This is a genomic window from Micromonospora sp. NPDC047527, assembly GCF_040643015.1.
Taxonomy (GTDB): Bacteria; Actinomycetota; Actinomycetes; order Mycobacteriales; family Micromonosporaceae; genus Micromonospora.
The window spans coordinates 164,714-178,549 of record NZ_JBEYTK010000006.1 but is presented as its reverse complement, the minus strand read 5'-3'; the positions used below and the strand labels follow the sequence as shown (position 1 = coordinate 178,549).

Annotated in this window: 16 protein-coding genes; 4 read left to right on the top strand and 12 right to left on the bottom strand. The window is 72.9% G+C overall.

The features are described 5' to 3' along the window. Window position 1: 1 nt before the first annotated feature. From ABZ808_RS22995 to ABZ808_RS22980, 4 genes are all read right to left on the bottom strand, one after another. A complete protein-coding gene (locus ABZ808_RS22995) occupies window positions 2-484 on the bottom strand; it encodes an SRPBCC family protein (RefSeq protein ID WP_357009987.1) in 483 nt (160 codons plus the stop codon). A 140-nt stretch (window positions 485-624) separates the two neighbouring features. Beyond that, window positions 625-834, bottom strand: a complete 210-nt coding sequence (locus ABZ808_RS22990; RefSeq protein ID WP_357009984.1) for a DUF397 domain-containing protein — start codon at window positions 832-834, stop codon at window positions 625-627. A gap of 213 nt (window positions 835-1,047) precedes the next feature. Then, complete coding sequence (gene fahA / locus ABZ808_RS22985) at window positions 1,048-2,244, bottom strand: fumarylacetoacetase (RefSeq protein ID WP_357009981.1); 1,197 nt, start codon at window positions 2,242-2,244, stop codon at window positions 1,048-1,050. After that, on the bottom strand, window positions 2,241-3,110 hold the full coding sequence (locus ABZ808_RS22980) for a hypothetical protein (protein WP_357009978.1): 870 nt from the start codon (window positions 3,108-3,110) through the stop codon (window positions 2,241-2,243). The genes fahA and ABZ808_RS22980 overlap by 4 nt, the downstream gene beginning before the upstream one ends. A 94-nt stretch (window positions 3,111-3,204) precedes the next feature. On the opposite strand from ABZ808_RS22980, the gene ABZ808_RS22975 reads away from it, so the two are divergent. Beyond that, window positions 3,205-4,371, top strand: coding sequence for a homogentisate 1,2-dioxygenase domain-containing protein (locus ABZ808_RS22975; RefSeq protein WP_357009974.1), 1,167 nt, complete (start codon window positions 3,205-3,207; stop codon window positions 4,369-4,371). A gap of 1 nt (window position 4,372) precedes the next feature. Here ABZ808_RS22975 and ABZ808_RS22970 read toward each other — a convergent pair whose 3' ends face one another. From ABZ808_RS22970 to ABZ808_RS22955, 4 genes are read right to left on the bottom strand one after another with little or no spacing between them, the layout of a single operon-like run. Next, complete coding sequence (locus tag ABZ808_RS22970; protein ID WP_357009971.1) at window positions 4,373-5,404, bottom strand: tetratricopeptide repeat protein; 1,032 nt, start codon at window positions 5,402-5,404, stop codon at window positions 4,373-4,375. 10 nt (window positions 5,405-5,414) lie between these two features. Next, the gene (gene ispF / locus ABZ808_RS22965) at window positions 5,415-5,897 is read right to left on the bottom strand and encodes a 2-C-methyl-D-erythritol 2,4-cyclodiphosphate synthase (protein ID WP_357009968.1); all 483 of its coding nucleotides are present in this window, start codon (window positions 5,895-5,897) and stop codon (window positions 5,415-5,417) included. A 16-nt stretch (window positions 5,898-5,913) separates the two neighbouring features. Next, window positions 5,914-6,609 (bottom strand): 2-C-methyl-D-erythritol 4-phosphate cytidylyltransferase, encoded by a 696-nt coding sequence (gene ispD, locus ABZ808_RS22960; protein ID WP_357009965.1) that lies wholly within the window; start codon window positions 6,607-6,609, stop codon window positions 5,914-5,916. A 54-nt stretch (window positions 6,610-6,663) separates the two neighbouring features. Further along, window positions 6,664-7,149, bottom strand: coding sequence for a CarD family transcriptional regulator (locus ABZ808_RS22955; RefSeq protein ID WP_007073334.1), 486 nt, complete (start codon window positions 7,147-7,149; stop codon window positions 6,664-6,666). A 328-nt stretch (window positions 7,150-7,477) separates the two neighbouring features. Between ABZ808_RS22955 and ABZ808_RS22950 the strand changes: the two genes are divergently transcribed. Further along, window positions 7,478-8,170, top strand: a complete 693-nt coding sequence (locus ABZ808_RS22950; RefSeq protein WP_357009962.1) for a hypothetical protein — start codon at window positions 7,478-7,480, stop codon at window positions 8,168-8,170. Between the two features lie 7 nt (window positions 8,171-8,177). Here ABZ808_RS22950 and ABZ808_RS22945 read toward each other — a convergent pair whose 3' ends face one another. The 4 genes from ABZ808_RS22945 to ABZ808_RS22930 form a co-directional block, all read right to left on the bottom strand. Next, the gene (locus ABZ808_RS22945; protein ID WP_357009959.1) at window positions 8,178-8,822 is read right to left on the bottom strand and encodes a hypothetical protein; all 645 of its coding nucleotides are present in this window, start codon (window positions 8,820-8,822) and stop codon (window positions 8,178-8,180) included. A gap of 33 nt (window positions 8,823-8,855) precedes the next feature. After that, window positions 8,856-9,905, bottom strand: coding sequence for a type III polyketide synthase (locus ABZ808_RS22940; RefSeq protein WP_357009957.1), 1,050 nt, complete (start codon window positions 9,903-9,905; stop codon window positions 8,856-8,858). A gap of 94 nt (window positions 9,906-9,999) precedes the next feature. Beyond that, window positions 10,000-11,166, bottom strand: a complete 1,167-nt coding sequence (locus ABZ808_RS22935; RefSeq protein ID WP_357009954.1) for an acyl-CoA dehydrogenase family protein — start codon at window positions 11,164-11,166, stop codon at window positions 10,000-10,002. A gap of 42 nt (window positions 11,167-11,208) precedes the next feature. Next, window positions 11,209-11,982 carry a methyltransferase domain-containing protein gene (locus ABZ808_RS22930; protein ID WP_357009951.1) on the bottom strand — a complete coding sequence of 258 codons (774 nt, stop codon included), beginning with the start codon at window positions 11,980-11,982 and terminating at the stop codon, window positions 11,209-11,211. A 46-nt stretch (window positions 11,983-12,028) separates the two neighbouring features. Here ABZ808_RS22930 and ABZ808_RS22925 point away from each other — a divergent pair, with 46 nt between their 5' ends. Continuing rightward, window positions 12,029-12,868, top strand: coding sequence for a UbiA family prenyltransferase (locus ABZ808_RS22925; RefSeq protein WP_357009948.1), 840 nt, complete (start codon window positions 12,029-12,031; stop codon window positions 12,866-12,868). Between the two features lie 139 nt (window positions 12,869-13,007). Next, a complete protein-coding gene (locus ABZ808_RS22920) occupies window positions 13,008-13,757 on the top strand; it encodes a hypothetical protein (RefSeq protein ID WP_357009945.1) in 750 nt (249 codons plus the stop codon). The last annotated feature ends 79 nt before the right edge of the window (window positions 13,758-13,836 follow it).

The window sequence follows — 13,836 nt, the reverse complement described above, 5'->3', positions numbered from 1 at the left end:
GTCAGGCCGCTTCGACCGAGCCGGCCACACCCGCCGCCACGGCCAGGTCGGCGAGATCACGCCGGAGCGCCACCTCGACCGCCCTGGCGGCGAGCCCGCCGAGCAGCAGCGCCACCACGCGACCGTACGGGTCGGTCGGCACCGCCTCCTGAGTGATGGTGATCGCCGTGCGAGCCCGGCCGCGACGGCGGACCTGTCGCAGGCTCCAGGTGATCCGGTATTCCGCGCCGGCACCGGAGGAACACAGCACCAGTCGCTGCGGGGCGAGGGCCTCCACCACCAGGAACTCCTCGGTGAGCGTGCCACCGCCCGGCTGGACGCGCTCCTCACGCCAGGCGGTGCCCGGCCCGAACGGGCCCGGGGTGAGCAGCTCGACCGGGCCGACAGCCGTCGGCCGCGCCGCCCGGCCGGGCAGGTCGGTCAGCAGACGCCAGACATCGACAGCGTGTGCATCGATGAGCCCGGAAACCGTCACCGTCGACATGCCACCCTCCCGTGTCGTCGACGGTACGCGCGGTGAGGGCCGGACGAGGCCCCCGGGACGGAATTTCCACCACCCGGAGGCCACGCTGTCCGTTTCGGCAGTCGCTTGGCACCGGTCGTCGACCGGTGCCGGCGCGCCGGTCAGCGTTCGAAACGACCGCCCCGGATGGCGCCGATGAACGCCGTCCACCCCGGCGGGCTGACGGTCAGTGTGGGACCGGCCTGGTCCTTGGAGTCGCGGACCCCGACAACGCCGAGGACGTCGACCAGGTTGTCCGCCACCTCCACGCAGAGCCCCTGGTCGTTCGAGCGGCTGCTGGTCCGCCAGATCGCTCCCGCAAGATCGTGCATCGTGATTACCTCCGTGTGCGATGGGATTGCCCCACCGCTGACAGGCGGGCTAAGGCCCGACCGTGCCGGTCGACGGGGCAACATGATCCGCGTCAACCAACGGGGTAAGCAGGCTTGGTGATCGCACAGCCGGTGCGATCACGAGTCCCGCCGATGAGACGGCCCGACGGACCGCGTGTCCGACCCGCGCCAGGGCGGGTGGAAGCGCCCGACTCAGCGAGCCGGGCGGATCGTTCCGGTGACCTCACCGAGGGCGATGGTGGTGCCGTCCGGGCCAGGGGCCGTGGCCGTGATGGTCACCGTGTCGCCGTCGACGAGGAAGGTGCGGCTCTCGGTGCCGACCTTCGCCGGCTCCGCCCCACCCCAGGTCAGCTCCAGGAACGAGCCGACCTGCGAACGGTCGGGGCCGGAGACGGTGCCCGAGGCGTACAGGTCGCCGGTGCGCAGGGACGCGCCGTTGACGGTGAGGTGCGCCAACTGCTGGGCCGGCGTCCAGTACATGCCGGCGAACGGCGGCTCACTGACCCGTTCGCCATTCCATTCGACGGCGAGCCGGAGGTCCAGACCCAGGTGCGGCACATCGCGCAGGTAGTCGACCACCGGCGGGTCCTGGTCGGGTGCCGGCACGAAGGCGTCGGCCAGCGCGTCCAGCGGCGTCACCCAGGCCGAGACCGAGGTGGCGAAGGACTTGCCGAGGAACGGGCCGAGCGGCTGGTACTCCCACGCCTGGATGTCCCGGGCCGACCAGTCGTTGACCAGCACCACGCCGAACACGTGGTCGGCGAAGTCGTCGACGGAGACTCGCGCGCCCAGCGGGCTGGGCACACCGACCACGAAACCGACCTCGGCCTCGATGTCGAGGCGTACCGACGGGCCGGTGACCGGACCCTCGGCAGAGGCGCGCTGACCGGTCGGCCGGATCACCGGCGTGCCGGAGACGACGACCGTGCCGGCCCGCCCGTGGTAGCCGATCGGCAGGTGCTTCCAGTTGGGCAGCAGCGGCGGTTGACCGGGGCGGAAGATCTGGCCGACGTTCGAGGCGTGGTGCTCGGAGGAGTAGAAGTCGACGTAGTCCGCCACCTCGATCGGGAGCAGCAACTCCACGTCGGCCAGGGGCACCAGCAGCGGCTCCACCGCCGGCCGGTGCGCCGGGTCGGTCAGCAGCTCGGTGATCCGCTGCCGCACCGACGTCCACTGGGGACGACCGAGCGCCATGAAGTCGTTGAGGGTGGGCCGGCCCAACGTGCCTGCGGCCAGCACCAGCTCGGCGGCCTCCGCGCCGGCCAGGTCGAGCACCCATGACCCGATCCGTACGCCGATCCGCGCCTGACCCCCATCGGACCGGAACACCCCGTACGGCAGGTTCGTCACCCCGTACGGCGAACCGTCAACGCCGGTCACCCAGGTCATGCGTCGTAGCCCCCGTTCACCAGCCCCAGCTGGATCAGATCGGTCAGTGGTTCCAGAATGCTGCACGAGCCGAAGCCGACCCAGAGTGGACGCGGCGCGTCCCGCCACGCGTTGACGCGCTCCAGCAGCGGGCGCGGGTCGAGCACGGCCAGCAGTTCGGCGACCGCGCCGACGCTCTCACCACCGGCGGCGGCGAGCGTCGCGGCCAGCACGTTGGCGTAGCCGTGGTGGGTGAAGCCGGTCTCCGGATCGAGGTGCCGGACCGCCTGGTGCAGCCCTGCGGTGAGCTTGAACGGCAGGCCACGGTCCCGGCAGGCGCAGATCACCGCGGCCAGTTCGGCCGGGGTGGGGAACAGTTCGGCGGCCAGTCCGCCGGTGCGGAACTTGGCCGCGATCGGCAGGCCGTCGGCACGGGCGGCGGCGAGGGCGTCCAACGCGCCCATCAGCCCGAAGGTCAGCGGCAGTTCGGCGTAGACGGCCTCCACGCCCGGTAGCGCGTCGGTCAGCCGCAGCAACTCGGCGATGCCGGGCAGCGGGTCCTCGCCGCGCTTGGCGACCGCCACCTCGACCTGACGCGCGGTGACACCGTCCGGGGCGAGAAACGACAGGGCGAACGGCAGGTTCCCGATCCCGGTGTCACCGATCACGCCGACCACCAGGCCCTCGCCGGGGTCGATGAGACCGCTCAGCTCACCGGCGGCCACGTCCGAGGCGGGGATCAGCAGCGGGCCGACCAGGTCGGCGTACCAGGCGGCACGGTGCTGGCGGTGGGCGGCCAGGGCGTCGTGCAGCGCGGCACTGCCCGGAGGGAAGACAGCGGCGTCGTCCACCAGGCCGTGGAGGAGTGCGGGCACCTGCGTTGACACGGAACAAGAATGTACGGGACGCTACGAGGAACGGACAACAGCGTCCGATTATCGGACGCCTTCGGCCGGTGAACGGGATATATCGGGAGGCGAGATGCCGTACTACCGCAGCGTCGGCGAGGTGCCGCGCAAGCGCCACACCCAGTTCCGCCAGCCCGACGGCAGCCTCTACGCCGAGGAGCTGATGGGTCAGGAGGGCTTCTCGTCCGACTCGTCCCTGCTCTACCACCGGCACGCGCCCACCGCGATCCTGGCCGCCGACGAGTTCACCCCGCCCGCGTTCACCCGGGCTCCGAACCTGCCGCTCAAGCCCCGCCACCTGCGCACCCACAAGCTCGACGCCGGTGGCGCCGACCCGATCCTCGGCCGGCAGTACCTGCTCGCCAACGACGACGTCCGCATCGGGTACGTCCTCGCCGACCGGCCCTCACCGCTGTTCCGCGACGCCACCGGCGACCACTGCCTCTACGTCGAGGCGGGCACGCTGCGGGTCGAGTCGCCGTTCGGTGTGCTGGAGGCGATCGAGGGCGACTACGTCATCATCCCCACCTCGACCATTCACCGGCTGGTGCCCACCGGCGACCAGCCCGTGCGGCTGCTCACCGTCGAGGCGTCCGGGCACATCGGGCCGCCCAAGCGCTACCTCTCCGTGCGCGGCCAGTTCCTGGAGCACTCGCCGTACTGCGAGCGCGACGTCCGCGGCCCGGACGCACCGCTGCTCGTCGACGGCGAGGAGGTCGAGGTGCTGGTCCGCCACCGACGCGGTTGGACCCGCCACGTCTACGCGAACCACCCGTTCGACGTGGTCGGCTGGGACGGTCACCTCTACCCGTGGGCGTTCTCCATCCACGACTTCGAGCCGATCACCGGCCGCATCCACCAGCCACCGCCGGTGCACCAGACGTTCCAGGGGCCCAACTTCGTCATCTGCTCATTCGTGCCCCGCAAGGTCGACTACCACCCGCAGTCGATCCCGGTGCCGTACAACCACCACAACGTCGACTCCGACGAGATGCTCTTCTACACCGGCGGCAACTACGAGGCCCGGCGCGGCTCCGGCATCGAGCAGGGTTCGATCTCGCTGCACCCGTCCGGGTTCACCCACGGCCCCCAGCCGGGTGCCGCCGAGCGGTCCATCGGCGCGGAATACTTCGACGAGTTGGCCGTCATGGTCGACACCTTCCGCCCACTGGACCTCTGCGACGCGGCCCGCACCTGCGAGGACGAGGGGTACGCCTGGACGTGGGCGCGTCGCGCCTGACTCAGGAGCGGACGGCCGTGCGGGTGAAGATGGCGAACTCGGCGATGGTGGTGGTGGCGATGGCCAGCACCAGCGGCCACGGCGAGCCGACCACCGCGTACGCCAGCAGCAGCACCGGCGCGGCGGCCACCGCGTAGACCGCCAGGGCCAGCGCCCGGTCCGAGTGCAGGAGGCTGGGCAGGATGGTCCGGGTCAGCCCCGGCAGCCGGGCCGCGAGCTGCCAGACCACGATCCCGCCGGTGAGCGCGGCGAGGACCGCGAGGACGCGGGAGAACCCGTCGTTCGCGGCAGCCGCGAACGCCACCACCACCGCGGCCACCAGCGACCAGCCGGCGCCGTAGAGCACCAGGCGGTGCAGCCCGTAGGCGATGGTCCGCCCCGAGTCCATCCGCTTCGGGCTGATCGTGGCCGCCTCGGCGAGGTGCTCCAGCGCCACCGACCAGCGGCGCTGCTCCAGCCGGATGACACCCACGTCCTGCCCGACGTCGGCGAGGCGCGGGTCGAGCCGCAGCGCCTCCCCGTAGGCCCGCTCGGCCAGGTCGAACAGCTCCAGCCGGGCGGCGACCAGGCCGAGCACCAGATGCGCCTGCGGCTCCTGGGGCGCCAACTCGACCCCTCGCCAGGCCGCGTTCAGCGCCGGCTGGCCGTTGCGTGAGTCGGCCAGGATCGCCGCCGCGCTGCGTTGGGCGTACGCGTCGGCGGGGCCGAGCGCCAGCAGACGGTCGGCGGTCGCGGCGGACTCGCCGTAGCGCTCCAGGTCGGCCAGCGCCATGGCCCGGACCACCAACGGCGGCAGCGCCTCCGGAGCGGCGGCCACGGCCGCGTCGGCAGCGGTGAGCGCGTCGGCCGGCCGGCCCGCTGCCAGGTGCACCCGGGCGAGCATGGTGAGCGCCTCCGGATCCGCGGGCTTCAACGCGAGCCCGTAGGTCAGCTCCGTGGCAGCCTCGTCGTGGCGGCCGAGCTCGGCAAGGAGCTGAGCCCGGTCGAGGTAGCCGTCGGCGGCGGAACGGTCAGGCGTGGGTTCGCTGGACATCGCGGCGAGCCTAGGCGGCTGGCGCGTCGTACACCAGGGCCACCGCGATGCCGGTCAGCCCTTCCTCGCGGCCGGTGAAACCGAGCCCGTCGGTGGTCGCGGCCGAGAGGGTGACCGTGGCGCCGACGGCCGCCGAGAGCACCTGCTCGGCCTCCGCACGACGCCGGCCGATCTTGGGCCGATTGCCGATGACCTGCACGGACACGTTGCCGATCTCCAGGCCGGCGGTGCGCACCCGGCGGGCGGTCTCGGTCAGCAGGGCAACGCCTGACGCGCCCTCCCACTCCGGCTCGCCCACCCCGAAGGTGGAGCCGAGATCGCCGAGACCGGCAGCGGAGAGCAGGGCGTTGCAGGCGGCGTGCGCGGCGACGTCCGCGTCCGAGTGCCCGGCGAGGCCGTCCTGGTCGGGCCAGAGCAGGCCAGCCACCCAGCAGGGACGGCCGGGCTCGAAGGCGTGGACGTCGGTCCCGATGGCTACCCGAGGAACGATCATGAACCGAGGGTACGCGTCAACCAGCGGAAGTGAGCAGATGCTCCGCGAGAGCCAGATCGAACGGGCGGGTGATCTTCAGGGCGTACTCCGAGCCGGGCACGCAGCTCACGGTGACGCCCTGCTTCTCGACCAGCCCGGCGTCGTCGGTGAGCGCGTCGCCGGCGGCGGCGTGCGCGGCGGTCAGCACGGCCCGGCGGAAGCCCTGCGGGGTCTGCACGGCACGTAGGGCGGACCGGTCGACGGTGCCGAGCACCACCTCGCCGGCACCGACCTCCTTGATCGTGTCGACGACCGGCAGGACGGGGATCACCGCGTCCCGACCTTCGCGGACGGCCGCCGCGACGGACTCGACCAACTCCGGTGGGGTCAACGCGCGGGCGGCGTCGTGCACCAGGACGATCGTCGGGCCGGCGGGCACGGCCGCCAACGCGGCGGCCACCGACGCCTGCCGCTCCGCGCCACCCGGCACCACGATCACCGGCGCCACCGGGGCCAGCAGTTCACGGACGGCCGCCACCTCGGCCGACGGCGCGGCCACCACGATCGTGTGCACCGAGACGGCGGCGGCCAGCCGACGCACGGCGTGCACCAACAACGGTTCGCCGGCGAGCAGGCGCAGCGCCTTGGGTCGGCCGGGGCCGAGCCGTACGCCGGCACCCGCCGCAGGCACGAGGACCGCGACGTCACCGCGCGGATTGAGCTGCGCGGTCACGTCGCGGTCCTCGGTGGTTTCTTCGCTCGGAAGTGGGTACGACGATGCTGTGGACTAGGCCTCGGTGAGGACCTTGTCGAGCAGCGTCTCCGCCTCGTCCTTGGTGCTCTTCTCCGCCAGCGCGACCTCGCCGACGAGAATGTCACGGGCCTTGGCGAGCATCCGCTTCTCGCCCGCGGAAAGGCCCCGCTCCCGCTCCCGGCGCCACAGGTCGCGAACGACCTCGGCGACCTTCAGCGGGTTTCCGGAGGCCAGCTTTTCCAGGTTGGCCTTGTAACGCCGCGACCAGTTGGTCGGCTCCTCGGTGTGCGGAGCCCGGAGAACGTCGAAGACCTTGCCGAGGCCCTCTTCGCCAACCACCTCGCGGACACCCACGATCTCGGCATTCTCGGCCGGCACCCGGACCGTCAGGTCACCCTGCGCGACCCTCAGGACGAGATATTGCTTAGGCTCGCCCTTGATGACCCGAGTCTCGATTGCCTCGATGAGTGCGGCCCCGTGGTGGGGGTAGACAACGGTCTCGCCGACACTGAAAACCATAGGTTCGAAACCCCTTTCGCTGTGTCTAGGGTAACACGGTCAGGCAACGATGTCTCACCGATGTCCTGACCGTTGGCGCAGCTCAGGGGCCCTGTGAGAGGTCTTTCTTCAGCTTGACAGGCAGTCAAACCGATGATTCGAACACGCTCCGTAACCTGCGGATAACTTCCCGGTACGGGTGAACAGAACGTCGAGATCAAGGGCTATGCGCTCATCCCATGGTATCCCGCCCGGCGGGACTGCGCCCAGATGTAGCGGGAGGCGGCCCCGGTGCGGGACCCTGGAGTCCGAGCAACACTCCGCTCTCGAGACGCTTCCAGGGGGTCCGATGGGCAAGCCGGACGCAGAGGGCCACGGACCGTCCGACGGCCTACCTGACCTGCCACCCGAGTGGGGCCGCGTCGTGGTCCCCGACGACGCCTCGGCGCTCGCCAGCGAGGCCGCCCGGGTTCGCCGCGAGCTGCGCCGGGCCGCCGGTCAACACGCCGGGCACCGGGCCCTCGCCCTGCCGCTGCTGGTGCTGCTGGTGGCGGTGCTCACCACGCTGGCCGGCCTGCTCGCCGTGACCTGGCCGCGCGCCAACCGGAGCACCGACCGGCCCGCCCCGACCCCGTACGCGCCACCCCTGACCGTCGCCGGCCGGGCGCTACCCGCGCTCGACCTCGTCGACGCCGCCCAGGCGCCCGTGCCGCTGCGCGGCCTGCTCCCAGCCATGATCATCCTGGTGGACGGCTGCCCCTGCCCCGAGCGGGTCGGCCAGGCCGTGGCCGCAGCTCCGGACGGCGTCGCCGTGATCACCGTGGCCGGGGGGCGGACGGTCGCGGCCACGCCACCGGCCGGTGGAAATGTCCGGGCGTTGGCCGACCCCGCTGGTGGGCTGCGCTCGTTCCTGGGCCAACCGGCCCGCCCCGGCACGCTTACCGCACTCCTGGTCGACCGCACGGGCGTGGTGACCCGGGTGCTGCCCGACCTCGGGCCGGTCGAGACGTACCAGAAGGAACTGACCGCCCTCGCCGCCTGACCGGCGCTCAGGGCAGCGCGACGAGTTGCGCCTGGACGTCGATGGGCCGCTCACCCGCCGTCGACAGCGACACCCGGATCGGCCCGCCAGTGGGGAACACCTCGGCCGTGGCGATCGTGCCGTCGCAGTCGATGCGGGACGGGCCGGTCATATCGGCTCCGGTGACCGCCACCACGAGGGTGCCGGGCCGGGTGCACCGGTACTGAAGTAGGTGCCGGACGCCATCGTCGGCGGACTGCCGGGTCACGCCCCGCCCCGAGGTGAGTTCCTTCCGCTCCCGCCAGATCGTCGCCTTGAACATCGGCAGGTCACCCGATCGGAAGCTGTCGCCCGGCGTGCCCTCGACGTCGGTGATCATGCCGGTCGCCGGGTCGATCACCACTCTCGGCCTGGTCTGCACCTCGCTGACCTCACCCGTCTCGGGGTCGATCCGCACCCGCACCGGCCCATCTGGCGCCCCGGAGGCCAGGACACGTTCCAACGCGGTGCTGACGGTCGGCTGCTCACTCGGCTCGGCCGTCGAAGGACGAGCCGAGCCTTCGGTCGGGTGGGGAGCGGCGGCCCGCCACCACCAGCCGCCGACCACCAGGGCGGCCACCACCACCCCGGCCAGCACCGCGGACCGCAGCCGGTGGCCCACCTCCGCATCCATGTGGGTGAGCGTACCGGCCGGGGTCGCGGTCGATCAGCCCTGTCGATCGAGCAGGGCGGCGTACAGGGTGAGGCCCGGACCGAACGCCAACATGACGATCCGGCTCGGGGCCGTCGTCGCGCGAGCCAGCCGGTCCAGGATCAGCAGCACGGTCGGCGAGGAGCAGTTGCCGTGCTCGTCGAGCGTCGCCCAGGACGCGGCCAGCGCCTGCGGCGGCAGGGCGAGCTCCCGCTCGACCACGTTGAGGATCCGGGGGCCGCCCGGGTGCACGGCCCAACCGTCCACCTCGGAGCTGGTGCCGTCGTGCCGGGCCAGCAGATCGTCCACCAGCGCGCGAACATGCCGGGAGAGCACCTGCGGCACCTTCGGCGACAGCCCCATCCGGAAACCGGCGTCGGTGACGTCCCAGGTCATGTGGTCGGCCGTCGAGGTGTCGGTGACCGAGGTGACCTCGCGCAACGCGTACCCCGGGCCACCCGGCACCACCACGGCGGCGACCGCGGCGTCCGAGAAGAGCGCGTGCGAGACGATCTGCTGGGTGTCCACCCGGGCGCTGGACGGCTGGATGTGCAGGCTGGTCAACTCCGCGCAGAGCAGCAGCGCCGGCCGGCCCCGAGCGGAAACGAAGTCACTCGCCGCGCCCAACCCGGGCAGTGCCGCATAGCAGCCCATGTGGCCGACGAACATCCGCTGGGTGCTCGGCGACATGCCCAGGTCCCGAGCGAGCAGGATGTCCAGCCCCGGGGTGGCGTACCCGGTGCAGGAGCAGACGATGAACATGCCCACGTCGCCGGCGTCCAACCCGGCGGCCGTCAGCGCGCGTCCGACCGCCTCCTTGCCCAGCGGCAGCGCCTCCACCTGGTAGCGGCGCATCCGCCGTTCGGTCGGCCACTCCGAGACGTCCTCCAGGAGGGGGTTGACCGCGGCCTGGCGCCGGGTCACCCCGGAGTTCGCGAAGATCCGCTGGGCCAACGACCGGGTGGTGCCGGAGAAGTGCCGGGAGAAGAAGCCCTCCCACAACTCGTCCTGCGAAGCGGACGGCGGCTGCGCCGTCCCGAGCCCCGCGATCACTGGTACGGGCACGATCCCCACCTCTCGTCAGACGCTGTCCTCCCCCTGGACGTCCCACCGGCCACCTCGGCCGGCCCGATCCCCGCGCGAGAACCGCAAGGCCGGCTCACCAACGCGGTGCCGATCCGTCACGGTCCGGATCGCCGCCCAACGCGGCGATGCCCAGCCAGTCGGCGCAGACGTCCGACGTGGCTGGGTGCAGTGAGCCGCAGCGGGCGTCCCGATAGAGCCGCTCCAACGGATGGCCGCGCCGGGTCGCCGAGGTGCCCGCCGCCTCCAGCACCGACGCCGCCACCTCGGCGGCCGTCGTGCCGGCGAGCAGCTTCGCCCGCCACACCCAGCGGTTGGTCTCCTCGTCGCCCGGTGCGTCGTCCACCCGGCGGGCCGCCTCGGCCACCACCAGCTGGGCCGCCGCCGTCGCCGCGTCCGCCCGGCCCAGCCGCGCCCGCACCGCCGGCAGGCCGGCCAGGTTGCGGGCGTTGAGATGCTCGGCCGCCGCGTCGATCGCCGCGCGGGCCACCCCCACGTACACGGCGGCGTAACTGGCCACCAGCCAGTGCGGCATCAACTGGGCGACCACCAGGGCCAGCCCCTCCACCCCGCCCAGCAACCGGTCGGACGGCACCGTGACGTCCAGGTGCAGGTCGTGCGAGGAGGTGGCGCGCATCCCGAGCGCGTCCCAGGTCGGCTCGACCGTCAGACCATCGCCGGCCGGCACCAGGAACTGCGAGACCACCGACTGGTCGGCCGAGCTGCGCGCGGCCACCAGGTAACCGTCGGCGTGCCCGGCACCGGAGCAGAAGGTCTTGCTGCCCTTGAGGTGCCAGCCCTCGTCGGTCGCCTCGTAGACCGTGCTCAGCTGGGACAGCCGAGCACCGGCGCCCCGCTCGCTCATCGCCACCGCGTACCAGGATCCCTGCGCCGCAGCGGTGAGCAGCCGGTCCCGGGCGGCCAGCGCCTCGTCCGGCACACCGAGCGCCTCGGCCAACTCCTCGGTGACCGCGCCCAACGCGCCGGTGACCGAGGCGTGCATGTTGAACACCAGGGCGGTCGCGCCGTTGCCCCGGGCAAGCTCAGTGGCCACTGCCGCGTACTCGGCGAAGGTGGCACCCAGGCCCCCCAACGCGCGGGGCACCATCAACCCGAACAGGCCAGCCTCCCGCAGGTCACGGAAGTCCTCGACCGGAAAGGAGCCGTCCCGGTCGTGCTCCGCCGCCCGCGCGGCGAACCGCGGCGCCAACCGGCGGGCCGCCTCAAGCGCGTGCACCGTCATATCGCCCCCTCCTCGGCGTCCCTTACCCCCGCCACGACCCGACTATCCGTTACGGACCCCCCGGCCCTGGTACAACACGGCGGTGGACCGGGTCGGAACGATGCGCGGGGCACGGCCGGTGCGCGCCACACCCGACGCCCGGGTCCCCCGAGCCCTGCGCAGCAGCCAGGCGACCAGGCCGCCGACCTGCGGCCGGATGCCCCTCAGCCGCAACTCGACACCGTGCCGGGCGCACTCGGCGACCAACGCGCGAGCGTCCACGAACAACCGTGGATCGTGGATGCCACGCGGCACCGCGGGCAGCCGCTCGGCGATCCGCACCGCGACCAGCCGGGCCAGCGCCGTGTCGTTCAGGGTGTCCAGCACCAGCAGGCCACCCGGACGCAGGAGCCGGCACGCCTCGGCCACCGCGCGCCGCCAGTCCGGCACATGCTCCAGCAGCTCACCGGCCGAGACCACGTCGGCGCAACCGTCGGGGAGCGGCACCGCGGTGGCATCGCCCTGCACCACCCGCACCCCGCGCTCGGCGGCCTGCACCAGCGCCGAGCGGGTCAGGTCCACACCGACATGGCGGTAACCCTTGCCGGCCAGGTGCGGCGCGAGCAGCCCGGCGCCGCAGCCCAGGTCGACCAGGATCGCGTCGGGCCGGCCGGCCGGCGGCACCAGCGCCGCGCGGGCCTCGGCCAACCAGTGCAACATCGCGAACGCGCCATCCGGCCGCCACCACTCACCGGCCAGGTCGTCGTACTGGCGCGGGTCGTTGCGCGGCAGCACCCGGGGACCGGTGGACGCCGCGGCCGCAGCCACGTCTCGCATGGAAACGAGCGTGGCACGACTGCTCGGTAACGACCAGACTTCCCTTATGTCGTCCAGGGTGTTAGGGCTGGTCAGAGCGAGCCATCCGGAACCGGCCGCAGCGGTGACCACGGTGGCCGGTCTGCTCGCCTGGGGAGTGGGGCACCGACCGGCGGGAATCGTCTCGGTGGTGCTCGCCGTGCTGGCCAGCCAGCTGGCCGTCGGCTGGACCAACGACGCGCTGGACGCCGAACGGGACGCCACTGTGGGGCGTACCGACAAGCCGGTCGCCTCCGGCGCGGTGGGCCGACGCGCCACGGCCTGGGCTGCGGCGGCGGCCGCGGTGGCCTGCCCGCTGCTGGCGCTGACCACGAACCCAACGGCGGCGTTCTGGCTCACGGTCGCCCTGGTCTCCGCGCTGCTCTACGACTGGCCGCTCAAGGCCACCGCCTTCTCGGTGCTGCCGTACGCCGTCTCCTTCGGCGCGCTGCCCGCCTTCGTGGTGCTGGGGCTGCCCGGCGAGCCGACCCCGCCGGCCTGGCTGCTGGTCGCGGCGGCCTGCCTGGGTGCCGGCGCGCACTTCGCCAACGTGCTGCCCGACCTCGCCGACGACGCCCGGACCGGGGTGCGCGGCCTGCCGCACCGGCTCGGCGCGGCCGGCAGCCGGGCGGCCGCGGCAGGGCTGCTCCTCGCCGCGACCGCGACCCTGGTCCTGGGGCCACCCGGGCCGCCGTCGGCAGTCGGCCTGGCGGCGGTCGGCACGGCCGCCGTGGTGCCGCCACTGAGTTGGTACGCCGGGCGCTCGGCGGCCCGCGCCGGCCGGCGGCCGGTGTCCGCTTTCCGGGCGGTGATGCTGGTGGCCCTCATCGACGTGGTTCTGCTGGTGGCGAGCGGCCGGGTGGTGTGAGAGGCACCCAAGAAGGTGGCATTGCCGGGTCCGTGTGCGGGCCTCGATCAGCTCCAACTACCCTGGAGCGCGGTCTGCGCGGGTAGGGCCACCATGCCCGGCGTGCGGCCGGGTGGGGATCGTAACGAGGAGGACCGACGTGACGCGCTCGATCAGGGGATCCCGGCGGGCGGCCCTGTTGCTGTCCGGTATTGCGGCTGCCAGCCTGCTGGTGTCCGGATGCGGCACCGGTCAGATCGCCGAGACCGCGTTGAAGGAGCCGTCGGTCCAGGGCGTCAACCTCACGACCCCCAACGGCGCCTACGCGGTGCGCGGCCTGCTGGTCGACTACCCCGGCACCGAGGGCTACCGCGCCGGCCAGGACGCGCCGCTCAACGCCGTGATCTACAACGACTCGAAGAGCACCGTGACGGTCACCGTCACCACCGAGAGCGCCCGCGAGGTGGTGATCTCTGGCGGTTCGGCGAGCCCGTCGCCCTCCGCCGAGGCTTCGGCCTCCGCCAGCCCGTCGGCCTCCGAATCCGGCTCGGCCAGCCCGTCGGCGACCCCGTCCGGCACCGGGTCGTCGTCGGCCACCCCGTCCGCGCCGGAATCGGCGCGGGCATCGGGTTCGGCCAGCCCCGCCGCGCCGGGCCAGCCGGCCCGGATCGAGCTGGCGCCGCAGAGCTACCTCCAGCTCAACTCCGAGGCCACCAGTCAGCTCCGGCTGATCGGCCTGAGGGAGGCGCTGCGCAGCGGGCAGAACGTCGTCGTGACGTTCGACTTCGGCAACGGCAACACGGTCACCAGCCCGGTGCCGATCGCGGTGCCGCTCACCGCGCCGCCGGTCCCCTCGCCGATCATCGAGCGCCTGGGCGGCCACGACGAGGGCGACACGACCCACGAGTGACCGACCTGCACATCGACAGACACCCCGGCGTGGTGACCACCACGCCGGGGTGTTTTCGTCGCACGGGAAGGCTAGCGTC